The sequence below is a fragment of the Streptomyces sp. PL-25 genome (assembly GCF_058344915.1).
Genome location: NZ_CP136997.1, coordinates 5,251,674 through 5,273,083 on the forward strand (window position 1 = coordinate 5,251,674; position 21,410 = coordinate 5,273,083).

Here is a 21,410-nt window from a genome sequence, read left to right on the forward strand (position 1 = left end):
TCCACGCGCGAAGGGACGATTCATGGCACTCTCCCGTTCGGCACGGCTGGGGGCCGTCGCGACCGCGGCGGCCTCCTTCCTCGCCGTCGCCGCATCCTCCGCCCCCACCCACGGCGCCCCCGGCATCGGCGACCCCTACTTCCCCCGGCTGGGCAACGGCGGCTTCGACGCCCGCCACTACGACCTCGACATCGCGTACAACCCGGACACCGACCGCCTCGACGGCCGCACCACGCTCACCGCGCGCGCCACCGAGAACCTGTCCTCCTTCGACCTGGACCTGCAGAAACTGGAGGTCACCCGGGTCGAGGTGAACGGCAGAGCCGCCCGGTTCAGCCGGGACGGCGACGAACTGCGCGTCACCCCGCGCGGTGTGCTGCGCCAGAACCGCACCTTCACGGTGTCCGTCACCTACGGCGGCATACCCGAGCCGCTCAGCGGCCCCATCGTGTTCGGCTCCCAGTACGGCTGGATGAAGACCGCCGACGGCGTCTTCGTGGCGTGCGAGCCCAACGCCGCCTCCACCTGGTTCCCTTCCAGCGACCACCCTTCGGACAAGGCCACCTACGACATCCGGATCAAGGCGCCCAAGGGCCTGACCGGGGTGTCCAACGGCCGCCTCGTCTCCACGTACGACAGGGGCGGCTCGACGTACACGCACTGGCGCGAGAGCCGGCCGATGGCGAGCTATCTGGCGACCGCCACCATCGGGAAGTTCGACGTGCGCACCGGCCGGACGCCCGGCGGCATCCCGATGTACGTGGCCATCGACCCGAAGCTGAAGGACAGCAACAAGGTCGACGTGTACGCGGTGACCGCCGCCGCCACCGACTACTGGTCGCGGGTCTTCGGGCCGTACCCCTTCGAGGAGACCGGCGCGATCGTCGACGACATGCCGCAGGCCGGGTTCTCGCTGGAGGTGCAGAGCAAGCCCGCCTACTCGGCCGTGCGCAACGAGACGACGATCGTGCACGAGCTGGCCCACCAGTGGTTCGGTGACTCGGTGTCGGTGAAGCACTGGAAGGACATCTGGCTCAACGAGGGCTTCGCCAGCTACGCGCAGTGGCTGTGGAGCGAGCACAAGGGCACCCGCTCGGCACACGACTCCTTCCGCGCCGAGTACGACGCCATCCCGGCCGACGACTCCTTCTGGCAGCTGAGGATCGCCGACCCGCAGCGCGACACCATGTTCGACGGCGCGGTCTACGACCGGGGCGCCATGACCCTCCAGGCGCTGCGCGAACGCATCGGTGACAAGGCGTTCTTCCGGCTGCTGCCCGCCTGGACGTCCCAGCACCGCTACGGCAACGCCGAGACCGCCGACTTCGTGCGGCTCGCGGAGAAGGTCTCGGGGCAGCGGCTCGGCGACTTCTTCCGCGCCTGGCTCTCCACCCCGGGCAAGCCCGCCCTGTAGGGCCCCGCGTCCGGTCCGGACCCGGCCGCGCCCCGAGTAAGAATGTGGGGTGCTTCAGCAACTGTTCAGCCCCTCCGTCCAGCACACGGTGGACGTCATCGGCATCTTCGTGTTCGCCATCTCCGGCGCGCTGCTGGCCGTCCGCAAGAACTTCGACGTCTTCGGCATCGCCGTGCTCGCCGAGGTCACCGCGCTGGGCGGAGGGCTGTTCCGCGACATCGTCATCGGGGCCGTGCCCCCGGCCGCCTTCACCGACCTCGGCTACTTCCTGACGCCGCTGCTCGCCACGCTCGTGGTCTTCTTCCTGCATCCGCACGTGGAGCGCATCCAGCGGGCGGTGTACGTCTTCGACGCGGCCGGCCTCGGCCTGTTCTGTGTCTCGGGCACGGTCAAGGCGTACGACTACGGGCTCGGCCTCACCTCGTCGGCCACCCTGGGCCTGGCCACCGCCGTGGGCGGCGGTGTGCTGCGTGACGTGCTCGCCAACGAGGTGCCCTCACTGCTGCGCTGGGACCGCGACCTGTACGCGGTCCCGGCGATCGTCGGCTCCACCATGGTGGTGCTGTGCATCCACTACGACGCGCTGAACCCGTTCACCAGCGGGCTCGCGGTGGTCACGGCTTTCGCGCTCCGCCTGCTCGCGATGAAGTACCACTGGCGAGCTCCGCGGGCGTGGAACCGGCGTTCGACCGTCCGGGAGGAGTAGCCGGGGCGCCGGCGGACCCGTGGCCGCCGGGCGCCTCGTGGCGCAGCTCAGCGGTCAGCCAGCGGAACGCGGTGGGCACCTGGGGCCGCCACAGCGCCATGCTGTGCCCGCCCGCGCTGCGCGGCAGGAAGACCACGCGCACCTTGGTGGGGGCCTTCGCCACCTGGGCCAGGGCGGTGCCGGCCTCGTAGCCGTCGCCGGACTCGCCGGAGACGTACAGCGAGACGCGCGGCGGGGTGCGGGCCTCCTTCAGCAGCAGGTAGGGGTTGTTGGCCCGGCGCAGGGCGGGGGTCGTGGCGGCCAGCGAGTGCTTCTCGCCGATCGGGTCGTTGTAGCCGGACAGGCTGATCGCGGCCCGGTAGCGGTCGGGGTGGGCGACGGCGAGCTTGGCCGCGCAGTGCGCGCCGGCCGAGTAGCCCGCGGCGGACCAGCCGTCGGGCGCGCCCTGGGCCCGGAAGTTGTCCGTGATCATCTTCGGTACGTCGATGCTCAGCCAGGTGTCGGCGTTCACGGTGCCCGGGATGTTGGCGCAGCCGGTGTCCGCCTTGGCTATCACGTTGGTGCGCGGGGAGACCAGGATGAACGGGGCGACCTGGCCGGAGCGCATCAGCGGTTCGAGCTGCTCGTGCACGTGCAGTGAGCCGAACCACGCCTTGGCCGAGCCGGGGTAGCCGGACAGCAGTTCCACCACCGGGAACTTCTTGTCCCGGTACGCCGGGTCGTCGTACTGCGGCGGCAGCCAGACGTAGACCTCGGCGTCCACCCCGGAGACCCGGCCCTTGAGCTGGGTGACCCGGACCCCGCCGGCCGCGTCCATGGACGGCCCGTCGGCCGGGGAGAACGTCTGGCGGACCTTGGGCAGCTTGCGGTAGGCGACCCCGCCGGTGCCGTCCGCGCCGAGGTCGGCGGCCTGCTGCACATGGTTGCCGGTGCCGAGCAGGTCACCCCAGTTGTCGTAGAGGTTGTTGCTGTTGTTCACCAGGACGAAGACCAGCGTGACGGCGGTCGCCTGGGCGAACAGCAGCATCAGCCCCCGCAGGGTGGCGCGCAGCACCTTGGGGCCCCGGGTGCGGGTCCACAGGACGAACGGCAGGACCAGGGCGATCACGGCGAGGGCGACGGTGGTGTACAGGAACGGAGTCCCGGTGAGGCTCATGTCCCCGTAGAGGGAAAACCGGGGCCCCGGGTTTACGGACGAGTGCGGACACTTACCGAGAAATTGCCGACACTCACGCAGCGGACACCATCCGTCACACAGCTGTCATCCGGCCGTCAGACTGAAAGCTACCGCTTAGTAGTTTGCTGTTGTACCGTTCCGGTATGCCAGATGCAGCCTCCGCCCCGGCCGTGCGGGCCACGATCGGCGACAGCGAGTTCGACCGGGACACCGCCGTCGTCCGGCGCGCCCCCGGCGTCTACGACATCGACCTCTCCGCCGGCTGGACGATCATCAACGCCGTCAACGGCGGCTATCTGCTGGCCGTCCTCGGCCGCGCGCTCGCGGACGCCCTGCCGCACAGCGACCCCTTCACCGTCTCCGCGCACTACCTGACGGCCTCCCGGCCCGGCCCCGCCGTGGTGCGCACCGAGGTGGCCCGCACCGGCCGCACCCTCTCCACCGGCCAGGCCTCGCTCTTCCAGCAGGAGGAGGACGGCACCGAGGTGGAGCGCATCCGCGTCCTGGCCTCCTACGGCGACCTGGACGCGCTCCCCGACGACGTGCGCACCACGGCCGAGCCGCCCGCCCTGCCGCCCGCCGCGCAGTGCTTCGGCCCCGAGGACGGGCCCGCCCCGGTCGACGGCAGCTCCGCCATCGCCGACCGGCTGATGCTCAAGCTGGACCCCGCCACCCTGGGCTGGGCGCTCGGCGCGCCGAGCGGCCGGGGCGAGATGCGCGCCTGGTTCGGCCTGGCCGACGGCCGCGACGCCGACCCGCTCTCCCTGCTGCTCGCGGTGGACGCGCTGCCGCCCACCGCCTTCGAGCTGGGGCTCAAGGGCTGGGTCCCGACCGTCGAGCTGACCGTGCACATCCGCTGCCGCCCGGCCCCGGGCCCGCTGCGGGTGTCCATCACCACCCGCAACCTGGCCGGGGGCTTCCTGGAGGAGGACGCCGAGGTCTGGGACGAGGCCGGGCGGCTGGTGGCGCAGTCCCGGCAGCTCGCCCGGGTCAGGCTCGGCTGACCGGGGTGCGGCCCAGCCAGGCCGCGAGCCGCTCGTGCACGTCGGCGCCCTCGGCCACCGGACGGGCGTCGGCGAACGGGACGCCGTCCCCGCGCCCGGACTCCGGCAGCACCCGGCGGGCGGCGTCGAGCGCGGCCTCGGAGAGCGCGGGGTCCAGCGCCAGGGGGCGGCCGACGGCCTCGTTGAGGTCCCAGGTGTGCCCCACCAGCTCCATCAGATAGCCGGCCAGCGCCGCCTGCCCCGGCACCTCGCCCCACGGCACCCGCACCGGCGCGGTCAGCCGCTCCTCGGGCTCCCACGCCTTCACGGCCCGGCCGCGCGCCTCCTCGTAGGCGCCGGACCAGTCGTCGTCGGCGACGACCACGGCGGAGGGGTCGACGGAGAGCCCGTCCCCGCCCTCCCCGGCGACCGCGATCCGCAGGGTGCCGCCCACGATGTGGCCCAGCAGCGCACGGACGTCGAACTCGGTGCACGGCGTCGGGTCCGTGAGCTGCTCCGGGCGTACGGCCCTGATCAGCGCGGCGGCCTGCTCGGTGGCGCGGGCGTAGGCGGCACGGGGGTCGGCGGTGTTCATGAGCGCTTCCTTCCGGCGGGTGTGATCACTTCGTCGGTACGCCCCCACCCTGGCCGCCGGCCCCGGACTTCCTCCCGGCTTCAGCGGAGAGCGGACACGGCCGCCCCGGCGGGCACAGCGGGTGCAGCGGGCACAGCGGGCGCAGCGGGCACAGCGGCCCCGCTCACTCCAGCCAGTGCCGGCGGCCGATGCTGATCAGCCGCAGCCGGCGGGTGGCGAGGCGGGCGACCCGGTCGCGTTCCGCGGGGGAGTCGGGGGCCTCCAGGAAGAGCGAGGCGGTGATCAGCATCTGGTCGACGTACAGATGCGCGAGCATGAGCAGGTCGTCGTCGCTCCAGCCCTCCGCCTGCGGGTCCTTGGCCAGCTCGTCCTTCACCTCGCGGGCGAAGCGGGCCAGTTGGTCGCGTATCGCCTCGCGCACCGGCTGCACCCCGCCGTGCCGCTCGCGGGCGATGAAGCGGACGTGCGAGGGCTGCTCCGCCACATGACGGGCGATCAGTTCCACGGCGCGGGTGATGCGTTCCTCGCTGCCGTCCGCCGTGGAGACGGTGGTCCGGATCATCGGGTGCAGCCCGCCGAGCGCCTCCTCGACCAGGGCGACACCGAGGTCGGCGGTGGAGCGGAAGTGCCGGTAGAACGCGGTCGGCGCCACGCCCACGGCGCGGGTGACCTCGCGCAGGCCCAGGCTGCTCAGGCTCTGCTCCTCCAGCAGGGCCAGCGCCGCGTCCAGCAGGGCCCGGCGGGTCTTCTGCTTCTGGGCCTGCCGGGCGCCGAGCGTGTGACTCATGCCATACAGTTAACAACTGTTCTCCGTAATTTCCAAGCGAGAGCGGCGCTAGACTGGGTAGTCAGTGAACAACTGTTACCGCAAGCGTCCGCCGGGGGACCCCGGCCGGCGCCGAAGGGGGATCCGATCCCGTGCTGTTCCTCGCCGCCGCCCTGCTGCTGTTCGGCGTGACCCTGGGCACCGTCGCCCACCTCCCGCTCGGCTTCACCGCCGTCGCCGCCACCGTCATCGCCGCCTGGCTCGCCGTCTTCGCGCTCCGCGAGCGCCACGCCCGCCGCCGCGGCACCTCCCTCTGACGCCGTCCGGCCCGCCCGACCGCACCACCGCAGGAGGCATCCGCCATGCAGCTCACCGCACCGGCCACGAGCCGCCGGCTCGCCCGCGACGCCGACGGCATGGCCGTCGCGTCCTTCGTCCTCGGCCTGATCGGACTGCTCGTCCTCAACGTCGTCCTCGGCCCCATCGCCGTCGTCCTGGCCGCCGTCGCCCTGTGGCGCGGCACCGCCCGCCGCGGCCGCGCCCTGCTCGGACTGACCCTCGGCATCGCCGACCTGGTCGTCCTGCTCTCCTTCGCCCAGCTGGACCACACCCTGTCCTGGAGCTTCTGAGCGGCCCGGACACCGGCGGCCCGGCAGGACCGCGCCGCGGCGCGACCGTGGCCGGGGGGCGCCCGCGGGCGCCCCGTAGAATCAGGCCCACCATGGCTTACCTCGACCACGCCGCGACCACCCCCATGCTCCCGGAGGCGGCGGAGGCACTCACCGCCGCGCTGGGCCTCACCGGCAACGCCTCCTCCCTCCACGCGTCCGGCCGCAGGGCCCGCCGCACGGTCGAGGAGTCCCGCGAGATCCTCGCCGAAGCACTCGGCGCCCGCCCCAGCGAGGTCGTCTACACCTCCGGCGGCACCGAGGCCGACAACCTCGCCGTCAAGGGCCTGTACTGGGCCCGCCGCGCCGCCGACCCCGCCCGCACCCGCGTCCTGGCCAGCCCCGTCGAGCACCACGCCGTCCTCGACGCCGTCCACTGGCTCGGCGAGCACGAGGGCGCCACCGTCGAGTACCTCCCGGTCGACTCCTACGGCCGCGTCCACCCCGAAGCCCTGCGCGAGGCCATCGCCCGCGACCCCGGCGACGTGGCCCTGGCCACCGTGATGTGGGCCAACAACGAGATCGGCACCGTCCTGCCGGTCCGCGAACTGGCCGAGGCGGCCGCCGAGTTCGGCGTACCGCTGCACGCGGACGCCGTCCAGGCGTTCGGCCAGGTCCCGGTCGACTTCGCCGCCTCCGGGCTCGCCGCGATGACCGTGTCCGGCCACAAGATCGGCGGCCCCTACGGCATCGGCGCGCTGCTGCTGGGCCGCGAGTACACCCCCGTGCCCGTGCTGCACGGCGGCGGCCAGGAGCGCCACGTCCGCTCCGGCACCCTCGACGTGCCCGCCGTCGCCTCCTTCGCCGTGGCCGGCCGGCTCGCCGCCGGGCAGCGCGAGTGGTTCGCCCGCGAGATCGGCGCCCTGCGCGACGACCTGGTCACCGCGGTTCGCGCCGCCGTCCCGGACGCGATCCTCGGCGGCGACCCGGCGCCCGGGGGACGGCTCCCGGCCAACGCCCACTTCACCTTCCCCGGCTGCGAGGGCGACTCGCTGCTGCTCCTGCTGGACGCCCAGGGCATCGAGTGCTCCACCGGCTCCGCCTGCACCGCGGGCGTCGCCCAGCCCAGCCATGTCCTGCTCGCCACCGGCGCCGACCCCGACCTGGCCCGCGGCACCCTGCGCTTCTCCCTCGGCCACACCTCCACCGAGGCCGACGTGGAGGCCGTCGCCCGCGCCATCGGCCCGGCGGTGGAGCGGGCACGGGCGGCGGGCCTGAGCTGAGGGCGCCCGCGCGAGGACTCAGGTGCGCGCGGTCCGCTCCCGCAGCACCAGCCGCAGATAGCGGTCCCAGTCCCAGTGCGGACCCGGGTCCGTGTGGTCGGCGCCCGGCACCTCCACATGCCCGATGATGTGCGCGCGGTCCACGGGTATCGCGTACCGCGCGCAGATCCGCGCCGTCAGCCGCGCCGAGGCGGCGTACATCGCGTCCGTGAAGGACGCGGCCCTCTCCACGAACCCCTCGTGCTCTATCCCGACACTGCGCTCGTTGTACTCCCGGTTGCCCGCGTGGAAGGCCACGTCCAGCTCCCGGATCATCTGCGTCACCCGCCCGTCCGCGCGCACGATGTAGTGCGCGGCGGCCTGGTGCCCCGGATCCTCGAACGCCTTCACCGCGCTCGCGTAACTGCCCTGCGTCACATGGACGACCACCCGGTCCACCGTGTAGTCGTCCGGCCGGTCCGCGCGCCGGTAGTTCGCCGGCGAGGCCGCCACCCAGCGCGCACCGGCGAAGTCCACCGCGCCCGCCACCCGGGGCCGCTGGTCGCCCGGCAGCCGCCACCACAGCCGGGACAGCTCCCCGCGCCACAGCACCGCCCCGCCCACGGCGGCCGCCGCCCCGCCGACCAGCACCGCGCGGCGGGCCGGCCACCGCCCCGCGCCGCCGTCCCCGCCGCCCTGCCGGGCCTTCTCCGTCGCCATGCGACCTCCAACGGATATCCGGCGGCCCCGGTTCCCGCGCCCCCGTACCCTGGAGGGGCTATGACTGAGACCCCGCAGCGCCCCCGCCCCCTCCGCGTCCTCGCCGCCATGTCCGGCGGCGTGGACTCCGCCGTCGCCGCGGCCCGCGCCGCGGAAGCAGGCCACGACGTCACCGGCGTCCACCTCGCGCTCTCCGCGAACCCGCAGTCCTTCCGCACGGGCGCGCGGGGCTGCTGCACCATCGAGGACTCGCGCGACGCCCGCCGCGCCGCCGACGTCATCGGCATCCCCTTCTACGTGTGGGACCTCGCCGAGCGCTTCCGCGAGGACGTCGTGGAGGACTTCGTCGCCGAGTACGAGGCCGGCCGCACCCCCAACCCGTGCCTGCGCTGCAACGAGAAGATCAAGTTCGCCGCGCTGCTGGACAAGGCCCTCGCCCTCGGCTTCGACGCGGTCTGCACCGGCCACTACGCGAAGGTGGTCCGGCGCGAGGACGGCTCCCGCGAACTGCACCGCGCCTCCGACCTGGCCAAGGACCAGTCCTACGTCCTCGGCGTCCTGGACGAGCGGCAGCTCGCGCACGCGCTCTTCCCGCTCGGCGACACCGTCACCACCAAGGACGAGATCCGCGCCGAGGCCGAGCGCCGGGGCCTGGCCGTCGCCAAGAAGCCCGACTCCCACGACATCTGCTTCATCGCGGACGGCGACACCCAGGGCTTCCTGGCGAAGCGCCTGGGCCGCGCCGAGGGCGACATCGTCGACGAGTCCGGCGCGGTCGTCGGCAGCCACGAGGGCGCCTACGGCTTCACCATCGGCCAGCGCAAGGGCCTGCGGATCGGCACCCCGGCCCCCGACGGCAAGCCGCGCTACGTCCTGGACATCTCGCCGGTGACCAACACCGTCACGGTCGGCCCCGCCGCCGCTCTCGACGTCGACGCCCTCACCGCCGTCCGCCCCCGCTGGTGCGGCACCGCCCCCGTCGGCCCCGGCACCTACACCGCCCAGTTGCGCGCCCACGGCGACGAGACCGAGGTGAGCGCCGAACTCGTCGACGGCACCCTGGAGGTGTCCTTCGCCGAGCCCGTGCGCGGCGTCGCCCCCGGCCAGGCGATCGTGCTGTACGACGGCACCCGCGTCGTCGGCTCGGCGACGATCGCCTCCACCCGGCGGGCGACGGCGGACGCGCTCTGACGACCGGCCCGACGTCCGGTCGCAGTACGACCCCGGCGGCGGCCGGGAGGGCGCCCTACGCCCCGTAGAACTCCCTGAGCACCGGCGCCAGCACCTCCGGCTCCACCGCGTGCGTCTGGCCCTCCAGGACGCCGTACGCGCCGTCGGGCACCGCCTGCGCGACCCGGCGGGCCGCCTCGCGCATCGGGCCGGGGCTCGCGCCGCCCGCCATCGCCAGCACCGGCACGGCGACCGACGCCAGCAGCGCCTCCGGCACGGTGCCGTCGCCCATGACGGCGTCGTCGTACGCGAGGGTGGGCGCGACCGCCTCCAGACCCGGCCACATGGGGGAGTGGCGGGCGTTGACGATCATCTTCTCGGCCAGCCCGGTCACCCGCAGGAACAGCTCCACCGCGTCCCCGCGCCGCCCCTCGGCCAGCGCCCGGTCCAGCTCGGCGGAGTACCGGGCGCGCTCGTCGCCGTGGTCCTGGCGCACCTCGAACGGCGGCTCGTACACCGCCACCCGTCGCACCGGCACCCCGGCGGCGGCCGCCCGAAGCGCCAGCACGGCGCCCGAGGAGACGCCGTAGAGCGCCGCCTCGCCGCCCGCCGCCTCCACCACGGCCGCCAGGTCCTCCACCTCGCGCTCCACCGCGTACGGCGGCGTGTCGCCGCTCTCCCCGCGGCCCCGCCGGTCGTACACCACCGCGGTGCACCCCGGTGCCAGCGCCGCCGCCAGCGGCGCGACCGTGGCGCCCGTCGACATCGCCCCGCTGACCAGTACGGCCACCGGCCCGCTGCCGGTGAGCCGAAAGGCGATCGGGGTGCCGTCACGGGAGAGGGTCTTCTTGTCCATGGCTGTGCAGACTGCCACGCGCGCGGCGGCTCGCCGGGCTACAACACTTCGGTGTCGTAGAAGCAGAGGTGGTCCTTGATCGCCGCGACCTCCGGTTTCGGGTCGGGGTAGGCCCACACCAGGTCCGGCGCGTCCGGCAGCGACCAGTAGGACGCGTCGCCCTTGAAGGGGCAGTGCGTGCGCGTGTCCGAAGGGGTCAGCAGGTCGAGGCGTACGTCCTCGGCGGGCAGGTAGTAGCGCGGGGGACAGCCGGTCTCGCGCAGCACCAGGGGCCGCCGGCTCTCCGCCAGGACCTGACCCGCGCGCACCACGCGCACCTGCTCGTCGCCCTGCTCGACGGTGATCGTGTGTCCTTGTGTCATACCGGGAACAGCGCTCGCGCGCGCGGGCTTCTTCCCGTGTGCCGAAGGCGGCCGGGCGCCGCGTACCGTGAGGCGCATGAACATCTGCGTCTTCCTCTCCGCCGCCGACCTCGACGACCGCTACACACGCCCCGCCCGGGACTTCGCCCGGCTGCTCGGCAAGGGCGGGCACAGCCTGGTGTGGGGCGGCTCGGACACCGGCCTGATGAAGGTCGTCGCGGACGGCGTGCAGGAGGCGGGCGGACGGCTGATCGGCGTGTCGGTCGACTTCCTCTCGGCCAAGGCCCGGCCCGGCGCCGACGAGATGGTGATCGCGGGCGACCTCGCCGAGCGCAAGAAGCTCCTCCTGGAGAAGGCCGACGCCGTCGTCGTCATGGTGGGCGGCACCGGCACCCTGGACGAGGCCACCGAGATCCTGGAGCTGAAGAAGCACGGCCGCACCGACAAGCCCGTGGTGCTGCTCAACACGGCCGGCTTCTACGACGGTCTGCGCGAGCAGTTCCGCCGGATGGAGGAGGAGGGCTTCCTGCCCCGCCCGCTGGCCGAGCTGGCGTTCTTCGCCGAGGAGCCCGCAGGGGCGCTCACGTACCTGGAGGAGTCGCTGAGCGGCCGCTGACGCGCGGGTGCGAGCATGGCGGGCATGGCTACACATGTGATCACCGGGGCCGGTTCTGGCATCGGCGCGGCCCTCGCCCGCCGCCTGCACGCGCGCGGGGACGACCTCGTGCTGCACGCGCGCGACGCGGGCCGCGCCAAGGAACTGGCGGCCGGGTTCCCCGGCGCCCGCACCCTCGTCGGCGACCTGGCCGACCCGGACCGGCTCAGCTGGGCGTTCTCGCACCAGAGCCTGCCCGACCGGGTCGACTCCCTGCTGCACGTCGCGGGCGTCGTCGACCTCGGCCCGGTCGGCGAGCTGACCCCCAGGGCCTGGCACCACCAGCTGAACGTCAACCTGGTCGCCCCCGCCGAGCTGACCCGCCACTTCCTGCCGCAGCTGCGCGCCGCCCGCGGCCACGTCGTCTTCGTCAACTCCGGCGCGGGCCTGGCCGCGCACGCCGACTGGGCCGCGTACGCCGCCTCCAAGCACGGTCTGAAGGCGCTCGCCGACGCCCTGCGCCAGGAGGAGCACGGCAACGGCGTCCGCGTCACCTCCGTGTACCCGGGCCGCACCGCGAGCCCCATGCAGGTCAAGGTGCACCGGCAGGAGGGCAGGGAGTACGACCCGGCCCGCTGGATCGACCCCGAGTCGGTGGCGACGAGCGTCCTCACGGCCCTCGACCTGCCCCGGGACGCGGAGGTCACCGACCTCACGGTGCGGCCGGGGCACTGAGCGCGCCGCGGCGTTCCGTACGCTGCTGCGGTGAGCGAAAACAGCGAGTTCGGCTTCGCCCCGGCCACCGGCCTCGGGTCGATGCCCGGCGGGGACGCCCGTGAGGCCGTCAAGACCGTCACCGGGACCTTCGAGGACTTCCCCTTCCTGCCCGAACTGCCCGCGCGCGGGCCCGGCGCCGACATGATCGGACGCACCGCCGGGATGCTCGTCGAGATGTACGCGCGCGTGGAGCCCAGCGGCTGGCGCCTGGGCGACCGGCCGGGCCGCGACACCCGGCGGGCCAGGAGCTGGCTGGTCGAGGACCTGGACGCCCTGGAGGAGTACACCCAGGGCCACGAGGGCGCGCTGAAGGTCCAGGCGGCCGGGCCGTGGACGCTCGCCGCGGCGCTGGAGCTGAGGAACGGCGAGGCGGTCCTGTCCGACCCGGGCGCCTGCCGGGACCTGACCGCCTCGCTCGCCGAGGGGCTGCGGCTGCACCTGGCGGAGGTCCGGCGGCGGGTGCCCGGCGCCCGCCTCGTCCTCCAGCTGGACGAGCCGTCCCTGACCGCCGTGCTGCGCGGCCAGGTGCGCACCGCGAGCGGCTACCGCACCCACCGGGCCGTCGACCGGCAGATCGTGGAGGCCGGTCTGCGCGACGTCCTCGGCGCGCACTCCGGCGGCCCCGTCGTCGTCCACTCCTGCGCGCCCGACGTGCCCTTCGCGCTGCTGCGCCGGACCGGTGCCGCGGGCGTCTCCTTCGACCTCTCGCTCCTCACCGAGCGTGACGACGAGGCCATCGGAGAGGCGGTGGAGGGCGGCACCCGGCTCTTCGCCGGTGTCGTCCCCACCACGGACGGCCCGTTGTCAGACCCTGCCGGTAGCGTCATGGGTGTCAGAACGCTGTGGCGCAGGCTGGGGCTGCGACCGGAGCTGCTCGCCCGGTCGGTCACCCTCACCCCGGCGTGCGGACTCGCGGGAGCTTCCCCCGCGTACGCACGCCAGGCGCTCGCCCACTGCGTCCGGGCGGCGAGATCCCTCGCGGACAACCCAGAGTAATCGGGAGGACAACACGGTGGCCGGCGACAAGCAGCAAGCGGAGACAGCGGTGCCCGCCGAGGCGCGGGAGGAGCACGCCCGGCTCGCGGAGCAGGTCGAGGAGCACCGCTTCCGGTACTACGTGAAGGACGCCCCCGTCGTCAGCGACGCCGACTTCGACCGGCTGCTGCGCTCTCTGGAGGCACTGGAGGACACCTACCCGGAGCTGCGCACGCCCGACTCGCCCACCCAGAAGGTGGCGGGTTCGTACGCCACGGAGTTCACCGCCGTCGAGCACCGCGAGCGGATGCTCTCCCTGGACAACACGTTCAACGACGACGACCTCGCCGCCTGGGCCGACCGCATCGCCCGCGAGCTGGGCGAGCAGGAGTACCACTTCCTGTGCGAGCTGAAGGTCGACGGCCTCGCGGTCAATCTGACGTACGAGCACGGCCGGCTGACCCGTGCGGCCACCCGCGGCGACGGCCGCACCGGCGAGGACATCACCCCCAATGTGCGCACCATCGCGGAGATCCCCGACCGGCTGCACGGCGAGAAGGTGCCCGGCCTCGTGGAGATCCGCGGCGAGGTCTTCTTCCCGATGGAGAAGTTCGAGGAGCTGAACGCCCGGCTGGTCGAGGCCGGCGACAAGCCCTTCGCCAACCCGCGCAACGCGGCGGCCGGTTCGCTGCGCCAGAAGGACCCGCGCGTCACCGCCACCCGCCCGCTGCACATGGTGGTCCACGGCATCGGCGCCCTGGAGGGCTACGAGGGCCTGAACCGCCTCTCCCAGGCGTACGAGCTGCTGCACGGCTGGGGCCTGCCCACCTCCCCGCACAACAGGGTGGTGGACGACCTCGCGGGCGTGCGCGAGTTCATCGCGTACTACGGCGAGCACCGGCACTCCGTGGCGCACGAGATCGACGGCGCCGTCATCAAGCTCGACGAGATCCGCCTCCAGGGCCGCCTCGGCTCCACGGCCCGCGCGCCCCGCTGGGCCATCGCGTACAAGTACGCGCCCGAGGAGGTCAACACCAAGCTCCTCGACATCAAGGTGGGCGTCGGACGCACCGGCCGGGTCACGCCGTACGCGCAGGTCGAGCCGGTCACGGTGGCCGGCTCGGAGGTCGAGTTCGCCACTCTGCACAACCAGGACGTGGTCAAGGCCAAGGGCGTCCTCATCGGGGACACCGTGGTGCTGCGCAAGGCCGGTGACGTCATCCCGGAGATCCTCGGCCCGGTCGTCGACCTGCGCGACGGCGGCGAGCGGGAGTTCGTCATGCCCGCCGAGTGCCCCGAGTGCGGTACGCCGCTGCGGGCCATGAAGGAGGGCGACATCGACCTGCGCTGCCCCAACGCCCGTACGTGCCCGGCGCAGTTGCGCGAGCGGGTCTCGTATCTGGCGGGCCGGCAGTGCCTGGACATCGAGCACTTCGGCGAGGTCGCCGCCGCCGCGCTCACCCACCCGCTGGAACCGGCCGATCCGCCGCTGGCCGACGAGGGTGACCTGTTCGACCTGACGGTGGAGAAGCTGCTGCCCATCAAGGCCCATGTGCTCGACCCGGACAGCGGTCTGCCCAAGCGGGACCCGAAGACCGGCGAGGAGAAGGTCGTCACCGTCTTCGCCAACCAGAAGGGCGAGCCGAAGAAGAACACCCTGGCGCTGCTGGAGAACATCGCGGCGGCCAAGGACCGCCCGCTGGCCCGCTTCCTGAACGGGCTTTCCATCCGCCATGTGGGCCCGGTCGCCGCGCAGGCACTCGCGCGCGAGTTCCGTTCCCTGGACCGGATCGAGCAGGCCACCGAGGAGGAACTGGCCAATATCGACGGCGTCGGCCCGATCATCGCGGCGGCCGTCAAGGAGTGGTTCACCGAGGACTGGCACCGCGAGATCGTGCGCAAGTGGAAGGCGGCCGGTGTGCCGTTGGAGGACGCGTCCTCCGGCGCCGACGAGGGGCCGCGTCCGCTGGAGGGCCTGACGGTCGTGGTCACCGGCACCCTCGAACACTTCACCAGGGACGGAGCCAAGGACGCGCTCCAGAGCCGGGGCGCCAAGGTGACCGGTTCGGTGTCGAAGAAGACGTCGTTCGTCGTGGTGGGCGACAACCCCGGTTCGAAATACGACAAGGCGATGCAGGCGAAGGTTCCGGTGCTGAACGAGGAAGGTTTCGGAATTCTCCTGGAACAGGGCCCGGAAGCGGCGGCCGAAGTCGCTCTACCGACCGAAGAGTAGCGGTTGAAGGCCCTCCGATCGGCGCATATCAGATGCATACGGGTGGCCGGGGCGCATTCGGGCAACCGTCCGCGACCGCTGCCCGAGGAAGCCTTCCGCGGCCTACTGTTGAGGAGTGCGCCCGCCGTGCCCAGTTGCGGCCGGGGCATCCCCGTGCTCCTGACGAGTACGTGGAAGGGTTTTCCAGCGCGGCTGTGCCCAGGGGACGTCGGGCATCGGGCCGCGTGGCGTGGGCACCGCCGGCTGTGAGAGGGACGGGAATGGAACCGACCGAGAGCGCCTCCCCGCACTCACGGCTGCGCCGGATGACCGGTGCGTGGCGCGGACGGGGGAGGCGGACGGGACAGCGTTCGCGCCCGGACCGGCGCACCGCACCGCCGGGGCACCCGGGCCGCGCCGCCCGCCCGTACGCGGTCACGGAGGTGCGCCCGCCCGTCCGCCCGCCCGGTGAGCACCTGTCGGGACTGCCCGGCACCGGCACCGGCACACAGCCGTCCCGGCCGGCCCTGCCCGCGGTGGTCGCCTCGGCCGCCGCCCTCACCCTCGGCGCCGGTTTCTACGGCGCGTTCACCGCGGGTCACGCCCTCTTCCCGTCCGGCACGGCCGGCTGGTCGCTGGCCGTGCTCACCGGCGTCATCGTCGGCCACCTGGTCATGCTCGGCCGGGCCCGCTGGTGGGGCGGCACCGGCTCCGGCGCCGCCCTCACCCTCGCCGTGCTGCTGCTCTACGGCTGGGTGCCGGCCGGACTGGTCAGCCTCACCGTCGTCGTCCTGGTCGGGGTGGCCCGGCGCCACCGCTGGCGCCCCGGCGTGCTGCACGGCTCCGTGGACATCCTCGGCATCGCCGCCGCCGCCCTGCTGCTCGGTGCCTTCGGCCGGGTGCCGACCGTGGAGCACCCCTGGGACCCGGGCACCTGGACCGTGTACACCGCCCTCCAGGTGGTGCTCGTCGCCGCCGTCTACCTGGCGGTGACCCGCGTCCTGCTCTGGTACCTGCACTCCCCGCGCACCGACCCGGTGCCCACCGTGGCCCGCACCGCGCTCGTCAGACAGGGCCTGGTCGCGGTGGCGCTGCTCGGCATCGCGCCGCTGGTCTGTGTCGTCGCCGTCGCCGAACCGGTTCTGCTGCCGCTGTTCGCCATCCCGCTCATCGCCCTGGACTCCACCCTGTGGATCGCCCGCGCCCGCGCCGAGGAGCAGTTGCGCGACCCGCTGACCGGGCTGCCCAACCGGCAGTGGCTGCTGGAGCGCATCTGGACCGCCCTGGACGACGCCGAGCGCATCGGCGCCCGCGCCGCGCTGATGCTGATCGACCTCGACCGCTTCCGCTCGGTCAACGACACCCTCGGGCACCTCGCCGGGGACCGGCTGCTGCTCCAGATCGCCGACCGGCTGCGGCAGGCGCTGCCGCGCGGGGCGGAGGCCGCGCGGCTCGGCGGGGACGAGTTCGCCGTGTTACTGCCCGTCGCCGACTCCACGACCTCGGCGACCCGTATCGCGCGGCCTGGTCACCACGCTCAGCTCGCCCCTCGACCTCGACGGGCTCACCCTCGTCCTGGAGGCCAGCGCCGGGGTCGCCGTCTTCCCCGACCACGCCCTGGACGCCGAGGGCATGCTGCGCCGGGCGGACGTGGCGATGTACCAGGCCAAGCGGGACCGCACCGGCGTGGAGGCGTACGAGTCCAAGCGGGACTCCAACACCCCCCGACCGGCTCGGGCTCCTGGGCGACCTGCGCCGTGCCCTGGACGCCCACGAGGTGCAGCTGCACTACCAGCCCAAGGTGCGCTTCGACGGCCAGGTGGCCGGACTGGAGGCGCTGGTGCGCTGGGTGCATCCCGAGCGCGGCAAGGTGCCGCCGGACGAGTTCATAGCCATCGCCGAGTCCTCCGGGCTGATGCCCCATCTGACGGAGTACGTGCTGGAGACCGCCCTCGGGCAGGTCGCCGCGTGGCGCGCGCAGGGCCTGTTCGTGCCGGTGGCCGTCAATGTCTCCCCGCGCGATGTGCACACCCCCGGCTTCGCCGGTTCGGTGGCCGCCCGCCTCGCCCGGCACGGCGTCCCGGCGGGCGCCCTCCAGCTGGAGATCACCGAGCATGTCCTCCTGGAGGACCCGCAGCGGGCCGCCGACACCCTGGCGGGCCTGACCGCGCACGGCGTGAAGATGTCCCTGGACGACTTCGGCACCGGCTACTCCTCGCTGGTGCATCTGCGTCGGCTGCCGGTGAGCGAGCTGAAGATCGACCGCTCGTTCGTGGCCCGCCTCGCGGTGGACACCGAGGACGCCGAGATCGTGCGCTGCACCGTCGACCTCGCCCACTCCCTCGGCCTCCTCGTCGTCGCCGAGGGCGTCGAGGACGACGAGACCTGGGAGCGGCTGCGCGACCTGCGCTGCGACGCCGTACAGGGCTGGCTGGTCGCCGCCGCGATGCCCCCCGAGGAGACCACGGCCTGGCTCCGCGCCCGCGGCTCCCGAGGCTGGATCCGCCCGGCGGCGGCCCTGCCCGCGGTGGCGACGGACGAGTGAACCCGGGGGCGGGCCGTCGCTCCCGTCGCGGTCGGAGGGCGGCGCACCGGGTCTGACGGCGGCGCGGTCCGCACCCGGCCCGCACCCGGCCCGCGCGGCGCGCGGACGCGGGGGCAGGGCGGGGGCGTAGGCCCGCGTCACGCCACGCTCCCCGTCGCGTGCTCTCCGCAGGGCGATATCCGGTCGGTCCGGTCCGGTTCGGTCCGGTGCGGTGCGGGGAGCCGTGAGAAGGCGATGCCTCGTCGGGTGCCTGAAGCCGTCCGGCCGCGGCTGCGCTGGCGGCGACGGATGAATGTCCTCCGGCCCGGCGGGTCGTTGTCCGCGGACGACAACCCGTCTGCGGCGGCGGTGCCGGTCGCCCGGCCCCGTCGGCGGACGACGAGTGGCCCCGGCGCCCGCCCGCCGTGGCCGGACGCCCGGCCCGCAGGCCGGGTCAGGCCGTGTCCGGTGGTGCGAAGTGGCTGGTCAGGAGGGCGAGGCGCTGTTCGTGGGCGGGTTCCGGGAGGCGGCCGCTGCGCATCAGGGTGACCAGGCCGTGCAGACCGGCCCAGTACGTCTCCGTGAGGAGTGCGGGATCGTCGCCCTCGGCCGCTACGGGGGCGACCGCCGCGAGCAGTTCGCCGAACGCCTCGTGGAGGGCCGCCGGAGCCTCGGGAGTGGCGAACGGCAGCTCGGTCTCGTGGGTGAAGATCGCGTCGTAGAGCGCGGGCCGCCGCCGGGCGAAGGCGGTGTACGTCTCGCCCACCGCGGTGAGCGCCTGGCGTACGCCCGAGGCCGCCGTACGCGCCGCGCGCAGCTCGACGGCGAGTTCCGCGCAGCCCTGCACCGCGACCGCCGCCATGATCGCGCCCTTGCCCTTGAAGTGGCTGTAGAGGACCGGCTGGCTGTACTCGATCTCGGCGGCGAGCCGGCGGGTGGTGACCGCGTCCCACCCCTCCGCCTCGGCCAGTTCCCGCGCGGCCGTCACGATCAGCCGTTCGCGGTCCGCTCGTTCGCGCTCCCGGCGCTTCTGGATGGTCATGCACTCCATTCTAGCGACGCTAGCCAATCTGTCGACGCTCTGCTAGCTTCGCTCCCATCGCTAGCACCGCTAGGTGCCAGCTCGGGAGATTCGGGAGAAGAGACGTGACCGTCACCGCGTACACCCTGGCCGTCGTGCTCGACCTGTTCTGCGTGTTCCTCGGCTACCGCTTCCTGTTCCAGCCCGGCCCGGCCGCCGCCGGCTACGGCGTCCCCGCCGACCCGTCCGGCGACGCCGGCGCCTATCTGACGATCAAGGGCCTCAGGGACGGCACCCTCGGCGTCGTGGGCCTGGCGCTGCTGGCCTTCGCGGGCGCCGGGGCCGAGGCGTGGTTCCTGCTCTGCGTGGCCCTCGTGCCGCTCGGCGACACCCTGATAGTCCTGCGCCACGGCGGCACGAAGGCCGTCGCCTTCGGGATCCACTTCGCCACGGCGGTCGTCGTGCTGATCGGCGCCGGACTGCTCTTCGCCCTGTGACGCGCCCCGGGCGCCCCGGGGGAAACCGCTGTACGGGCACCCGCCCCGGCCCCATAGGATTGGGCCAAACCGACTTGCCCGAACCGACTTGTCCAAGCCGGTTTGCCCGAACCACACACTCACCCCAGAGGAACGCTGCATGCCTGGCATCACGCGCGAGGAGGTCGCCCACCTCGCCCGGCTGGCGCGTCTGGAGCTGAAGCCCGAAGAGCTCGACCACTTCGCGGGACAGCTGGACGACATCATCGGCGCGGTGGCCCGCGTCAGTGAGGTCGCCGACCAAGACGTACCGCCGACCTCCCACCCGCTGCCGCTGACGAACGTCATGCGCGCGGACGAGGTCCGTCCGTCGCTCACCCCCGAGCAGGCGCTGTCCGGCGCCCCGGCCCAGGAGCAGCAGCGTTTCAAGGTGCCGCAGATCCTGGGGGAGGAGTAAGCAGTCATGACGGACATCATCAAGCTCACCGCCGCCGAGACCGCCGCGAGGATCGCCTCCGGCGAGCTCACGGCCGTCGAGGTGACCGAGGCGCACCTGGCCCGGATCGACGCCGTCGACGAGAAGGTGCACGCCTTCCTGCACGTCGACCGCGAGGGCGCCCTCGCCCAGGCCCGCGCCGTGGACGAGAAGCGCGAGCGCGGGGAGAAGCTCGGCCCGCTGGCCGGCGTCCCCCTCGCGCTCAAGGACATCTTCACCACCGAGGGCGTGCCGACCACCGTCGGTTCCAAGATCCTCGAAGGCTGGATCCCGCCGTACGACGCGACGCTCACCAAGCGCCTCAAGGACGCCGGCGTCGTCATCCTCGGCAAGACCAACATGGACGAGTTCGCCATGGGCTCCTCCACCGAGAACAGCGCCTACGGCCCCACCGGCAACCCCTGGGACCTCACCCGGATCCCCGGCGGCTCCGGCGGCGGCTCCTCGGCCGCGCTCGCCTCCTACCAGGCGACGCTGGCCATCGGCACCGACACCGGCGGCTCCATCCGCCAGCCGGCCGCCGTCACCGGCACGGTCGGCGTCAAGCCGACCTACGGCGCGGTCTCCCGCTACGGCATGGTGGCGTTCTCCTCCTCGCTGGACCAGGGCGGCCCCTGCGCCCGCACGGTCCTGGACGCGGCCCTGCTGCACGAGGTGATCGCCGGGCACGACCCGATGGACTCCACCTCCATCGACGCGCCGGTCCCGCCGGTCGTCGAGGCCGCGCGCAACGGCAGCGTGGCGGGCATGCGCGTCGGCGTGGTCAAGCAGTTCCGCGGCGAGGGCTACCAGGCCGGCGTCATCCAGCGCTTCGACGAGTCCGTCGAGATGCTCAGGGAGCTGGGCGCCGAGATCGTCGAGCTGGACTGCCCGTCCTTCGACCTGGCCCTCTCGGCGTACTACCTGATCGCGCCCTCGGAGTGCTCCTCCAACCTGGCCCGCTTCGACGGCCTGCGCTACGGCCTGCGCACCGGCGACGACGGCACCCGTTCGGCGGAGGACGTCACCTCCCTCACCCGTGAGGCGGGCTTCGGCCCCGAGGTCAAGCGCCGCGTCATGCTCGGCACCTACGCGCTCAGCTCCGGCTACTACGACGCGTACTACGGCAGCGCCCAGAAGGTCCGCACGCTGATCAAGCAGGACTTCGACGCGGCGTTCGAGCAGGTCGACGTGATCGTCTCCCCGACGACCCCGACCACCGCCTTCGCGATCGGCGAGCGCGCCGACGACCCGATGGCGATGTACCTGGCCGATCTGTGCACCATCCCCACCAACCTGGCGGGCAACGCGGCCATGTCCCTGCCCTGCGGTCTGGCCCCGGAGGACGACCTCCCGGTCGGCCTGCAGATCATCGCCCCGGTGATGAAGGACGACCGTCTCTACAAGGTGGGCGCCGCCGTCGAGGCCGCGTTCGTGGAAAAGTGGGGACACCCGCTGCTCGAGGAGGCTCCGTCGCTGTGAGCAATGCCCTGTCCAAGGCCAAGGGCTTCAAGAAGTCCAAGTCCGGTACGTACCTGTCCATGGCGACGACCGCGTTCGGCGCCGTCGGCGTCATCAAGCAGGCCAGAAAGGCCCGCTCGGAGAGCGACACGCTGCGTCTGATCGACGCCGCCGTGTCCGCCGCGGCCATCGTCACCGGCCTCGCCATCCTCTACCGCGAGCTGAAGCGGCTGGGCGACGACGACGTCCTGCTGGGCTGAGAGGGAAGTTTTCAC

22 protein-coding genes and 1 pseudogene are annotated in these 21,410 nt (G+C 73.3%); 16 read left to right on the plus strand and 7 right to left on the minus strand.

What is annotated here, in order from left to right; all coding sequences use genetic code 11:
* Positions 1-22: 22 nt before the first annotated feature.
* The gene (locus R4Z62_RS23790; protein WP_064535371.1) at positions 23-1,414 is read left to right on the plus strand and encodes a M1 family metallopeptidase; all 1,392 of its coding nucleotides are present in this window, start codon (positions 23-25) and stop codon (positions 1,412-1,414) included.
* Positions 1,415-1,463: 49 nt separating this feature from the next.
* Positions 1,464-2,120, plus strand: a complete 657-nt coding sequence (locus R4Z62_RS23795; RefSeq protein ID WP_064535372.1) for a trimeric intracellular cation channel family protein — start codon at positions 1,464-1,466, stop codon at positions 2,118-2,120.
* Here R4Z62_RS23795 and R4Z62_RS23800 read toward each other — a convergent pair.
* The gene (locus R4Z62_RS23800; protein WP_491520846.1) at positions 2,029-3,276 is read right to left on the minus strand and encodes an alpha/beta hydrolase; all 1,248 of its coding nucleotides are present in this window, start codon (positions 3,274-3,276) and stop codon (positions 2,029-2,031) included. The two genes, R4Z62_RS23795 and R4Z62_RS23800, sit on opposite strands and share 92 nt — an antisense overlap.
* Before the next feature lie 164 nt (positions 3,277-3,440).
* Between R4Z62_RS23800 and R4Z62_RS23805 the strand changes: the two genes are divergently transcribed.
* A complete protein-coding gene (locus tag R4Z62_RS23805) occupies positions 3,441-4,301 on the plus strand; it encodes a thioesterase family protein (protein WP_491520847.1) in 861 nt (286 codons plus the stop codon).
* Here R4Z62_RS23805 and R4Z62_RS23810 read toward each other — a convergent pair.
* Together R4Z62_RS23810 and R4Z62_RS23815 are read right to left on the minus strand one after the other, a co-directional pair.
* Positions 4,288-4,875 (minus strand): TIGR03086 family metal-binding protein, encoded by a 588-nt coding sequence (locus tag R4Z62_RS23810; protein ID WP_381742778.1) that lies wholly within the window; start codon positions 4,873-4,875, stop codon positions 4,288-4,290. The genes R4Z62_RS23805 and R4Z62_RS23810 overlap by 14 nt on opposite strands.
* Before the next feature lie 163 nt (positions 4,876-5,038).
* Positions 5,039-5,662 (minus strand): TetR family transcriptional regulator, encoded by a 624-nt coding sequence (locus tag R4Z62_RS23815; protein ID WP_381742780.1) that lies wholly within the window; start codon positions 5,660-5,662, stop codon positions 5,039-5,041.
* Between the two features lie 131 nt (positions 5,663-5,793).
* Here R4Z62_RS23815 and R4Z62_RS23820 point away from each other — a divergent pair, with 131 nt between their 5' ends.
* The 3 genes from R4Z62_RS23820 to R4Z62_RS23830 all read left to right on the plus strand — a co-directional run bounded on the left by R4Z62_RS23820 (position 5,794) and on the right by R4Z62_RS23830 (position 7,532).
* On the plus strand, positions 5,794-5,958 hold the full coding sequence (locus tag R4Z62_RS23820; RefSeq protein ID WP_491520848.1) for a hypothetical protein: 165 nt from the start codon (positions 5,794-5,796) through the stop codon (positions 5,956-5,958).
* A 45-nt stretch (positions 5,959-6,003) separates the two neighbouring features.
* Positions 6,004-6,270: a hypothetical protein gene (locus R4Z62_RS23825; RefSeq protein ID WP_064535376.1), complete on the plus strand. Its 267-nt coding sequence runs from the start codon at positions 6,004-6,006 to the stop codon at positions 6,268-6,270.
* A gap of 92 nt (positions 6,271-6,362) precedes the next feature.
* Positions 6,363-7,532 carry a cysteine desulfurase family protein gene (locus R4Z62_RS23830; protein ID WP_064535377.1) on the plus strand — a complete coding sequence of 390 codons (1,170 nt, stop codon included), beginning with the start codon at positions 6,363-6,365 and terminating at the stop codon, positions 7,530-7,532.
* 18 nt (positions 7,533-7,550) lie between these two features.
* Here the strand turns inward: R4Z62_RS23830 and R4Z62_RS23835 are convergent, their stop codons facing one another.
* Positions 7,551-8,231 carry an N-acetylmuramoyl-L-alanine amidase gene (locus tag R4Z62_RS23835; protein ID WP_385499444.1) on the minus strand — a complete coding sequence of 227 codons (681 nt, stop codon included), beginning with the start codon at positions 8,229-8,231 and terminating at the stop codon, positions 7,551-7,553.
* 60 nt (positions 8,232-8,291) lie between these two features.
* Here R4Z62_RS23835 and mnmA point away from each other — a divergent pair, with 60 nt between their 5' ends.
* On the plus strand, positions 8,292-9,422 hold the full coding sequence (gene mnmA, locus R4Z62_RS23840; RefSeq protein WP_064535379.1) for a tRNA 2-thiouridine(34) synthase MnmA: 1,131 nt from the start codon (positions 8,292-8,294) through the stop codon (positions 9,420-9,422).
* 55 nt (positions 9,423-9,477) lie between these two features.
* Here mnmA and R4Z62_RS23845 read toward each other — a convergent pair whose 3' ends face one another.
* Positions 9,478-10,257 (minus strand): alpha/beta fold hydrolase, encoded by a 780-nt coding sequence (locus R4Z62_RS23845; RefSeq protein ID WP_491520849.1) that lies wholly within the window; start codon positions 10,255-10,257, stop codon positions 9,478-9,480.
* Positions 10,258-10,295: 38 nt separating this feature from the next.
* Positions 10,296-10,619, minus strand: coding sequence for a DUF427 domain-containing protein (locus R4Z62_RS23850; RefSeq protein WP_355479564.1), 324 nt, complete (start codon positions 10,617-10,619; stop codon positions 10,296-10,298).
* Positions 10,620-10,695: 76 nt separating this feature from the next.
* On the opposite strand from R4Z62_RS23850, the gene R4Z62_RS23855 reads away from it, so the two are divergent.
* The 5 genes and pseudogenes from R4Z62_RS23855 to R4Z62_RS23875 all read left to right on the plus strand — a co-directional run bounded on the left by R4Z62_RS23855 (position 10,696) and on the right by R4Z62_RS23875 (position 17,723).
* Positions 10,696-11,235 carry an LOG family protein gene (locus R4Z62_RS23855; RefSeq protein WP_064535382.1) on the plus strand — a complete coding sequence of 180 codons (540 nt, stop codon included), beginning with the start codon at positions 10,696-10,698 and terminating at the stop codon, positions 11,233-11,235.
* Between the two features lie 15 nt (positions 11,236-11,250).
* The gene (locus tag R4Z62_RS23860; protein ID WP_079159075.1) at positions 11,251-11,949 is read left to right on the plus strand and encodes an SDR family oxidoreductase; all 699 of its coding nucleotides are present in this window, start codon (positions 11,251-11,253) and stop codon (positions 11,947-11,949) included.
* Positions 11,950-11,979: 30 nt separating this feature from the next.
* Complete coding sequence (locus R4Z62_RS23865; protein ID WP_382847343.1) at positions 11,980-12,987, plus strand: methionine synthase; 1,008 nt, start codon at positions 11,980-11,982, stop codon at positions 12,985-12,987.
* A 16-nt stretch (positions 12,988-13,003) separates the two neighbouring features.
* The gene (ligA, locus tag R4Z62_RS23870; RefSeq protein WP_491520850.1) at positions 13,004-15,199 is read left to right on the plus strand and encodes an NAD-dependent DNA ligase LigA; all 2,196 of its coding nucleotides are present in this window, start codon (positions 13,004-13,006) and stop codon (positions 15,197-15,199) included.
* A 260-nt stretch (positions 15,200-15,459) separates the two neighbouring features.
* Positions 15,460-17,723: pseudogene (locus tag R4Z62_RS23875) on the plus strand (putative bifunctional diguanylate cyclase/phosphodiesterase).
* A gap of 433 nt (positions 17,724-18,156) precedes the next feature.
* On the opposite strand, the gene R4Z62_RS23880 reads toward R4Z62_RS23875, so the two are convergent.
* Positions 18,157-18,744: a TetR/AcrR family transcriptional regulator gene (locus R4Z62_RS23880; RefSeq protein WP_491520851.1), complete on the minus strand. Its 588-nt coding sequence runs from the start codon at positions 18,742-18,744 to the stop codon at positions 18,157-18,159.
* Between the two features lie 104 nt (positions 18,745-18,848).
* Between R4Z62_RS23880 and R4Z62_RS23885 the strand changes: the two genes are divergently transcribed.
* From R4Z62_RS23885 to R4Z62_RS23900, 4 genes are all read left to right on the plus strand, one after another.
* The gene (locus R4Z62_RS23885; RefSeq protein ID WP_018568628.1) at positions 18,849-19,220 is read left to right on the plus strand and encodes a DUF4267 domain-containing protein; all 372 of its coding nucleotides are present in this window, start codon (positions 18,849-18,851) and stop codon (positions 19,218-19,220) included.
* 139 nt (positions 19,221-19,359) lie between these two features.
* A complete protein-coding gene (gatC, locus tag R4Z62_RS23890) occupies positions 19,360-19,656 on the plus strand; it encodes an Asp-tRNA(Asn)/Glu-tRNA(Gln) amidotransferase subunit GatC (RefSeq protein ID WP_006130840.1) in 297 nt (98 codons plus the stop codon).
* Between the two features lie 6 nt (positions 19,657-19,662).
* Positions 19,663-21,156, plus strand: a complete 1,494-nt coding sequence (gene gatA, locus R4Z62_RS23895; RefSeq protein ID WP_491520852.1) for an Asp-tRNA(Asn)/Glu-tRNA(Gln) amidotransferase subunit GatA — start codon at positions 19,663-19,665, stop codon at positions 21,154-21,156.
* Entirely contained in the window at positions 21,153-21,395 is a 243-nt protein-coding gene (locus tag R4Z62_RS23900) for a hypothetical protein (protein WP_018568630.1), read from the plus strand. Before gatA ends, R4Z62_RS23900 begins: the two co-directional genes overlap by 4 nt.
* Positions 21,396-21,410: the final 15 nt, after the last annotated feature.

Coding starts and splice junctions, on each gene's coding strand:
- R4Z62_RS23790 (WP_064535371.1), top strand. CDS start 23: ATGGCACTCTCCCGTTCGGCACGGCTGGGGGCCGTCGCGACCGCGGCG.
- R4Z62_RS23800 (WP_491520846.1), bottom strand. CDS start 3,276: ATGAGCCTCACCGGGACTCCGTTCCTGTACACCACCGTCGCCCTCGCC.
- R4Z62_RS23805 (WP_491520847.1), top strand. CDS start 3,441: ATGCCAGATGCAGCCTCCGCCCCGGCCGTGCGGGCCACGATCGGCGAC.
- R4Z62_RS23810 (WP_381742778.1), bottom strand. CDS start 4,875: ATGAACACCGCCGACCCCCGTGCCGCCTACGCCCGCGCCACCGAGCAG.
- R4Z62_RS23815 (WP_381742780.1), bottom strand. CDS start 5,662: ATGAGTCACACGCTCGGCGCCCGGCAGGCCCAGAAGCAGAAGACCCGC.
- R4Z62_RS23825 (WP_064535376.1), top strand. CDS start 6,004: ATGCAGCTCACCGCACCGGCCACGAGCCGCCGGCTCGCCCGCGACGCC.
- R4Z62_RS23830 (WP_064535377.1), top strand. CDS start 6,363: ATGGCTTACCTCGACCACGCCGCGACCACCCCCATGCTCCCGGAGGCG.
- R4Z62_RS23835 (WP_385499444.1), bottom strand. CDS start 8,231: ATGGCGACGGAGAAGGCCCGGCAGGGCGGCGGGGACGGCGGCGCGGGG.
- mnmA (WP_064535379.1), top strand. CDS start 8,292: ATGACTGAGACCCCGCAGCGCCCCCGCCCCCTCCGCGTCCTCGCCGCC.
- R4Z62_RS23845 (WP_491520849.1), bottom strand. CDS start 10,257: ATGGACAAGAAGACCCTCTCCCGTGACGGCACCCCGATCGCCTTTCGG.
- R4Z62_RS23850 (WP_355479564.1), bottom strand. CDS start 10,619: ATGACACAAGGACACACGATCACCGTCGAGCAGGGCGACGAGCAGGTG.
- R4Z62_RS23855 (WP_064535382.1), top strand. CDS start 10,696: ATGAACATCTGCGTCTTCCTCTCCGCCGCCGACCTCGACGACCGCTAC.
- R4Z62_RS23860 (WP_079159075.1), top strand. CDS start 11,251: ATGGCGGGCATGGCTACACATGTGATCACCGGGGCCGGTTCTGGCATC.
- R4Z62_RS23880 (WP_491520851.1), bottom strand. CDS start 18,744: ATGACCATCCAGAAGCGCCGGGAGCGCGAACGAGCGGACCGCGAACGG.
- gatC (WP_006130840.1), top strand. CDS start 19,360: ATGCCTGGCATCACGCGCGAGGAGGTCGCCCACCTCGCCCGGCTGGCG.
- gatA (WP_491520852.1), top strand. CDS start 19,663: ATGACGGACATCATCAAGCTCACCGCCGCCGAGACCGCCGCGAGGATC.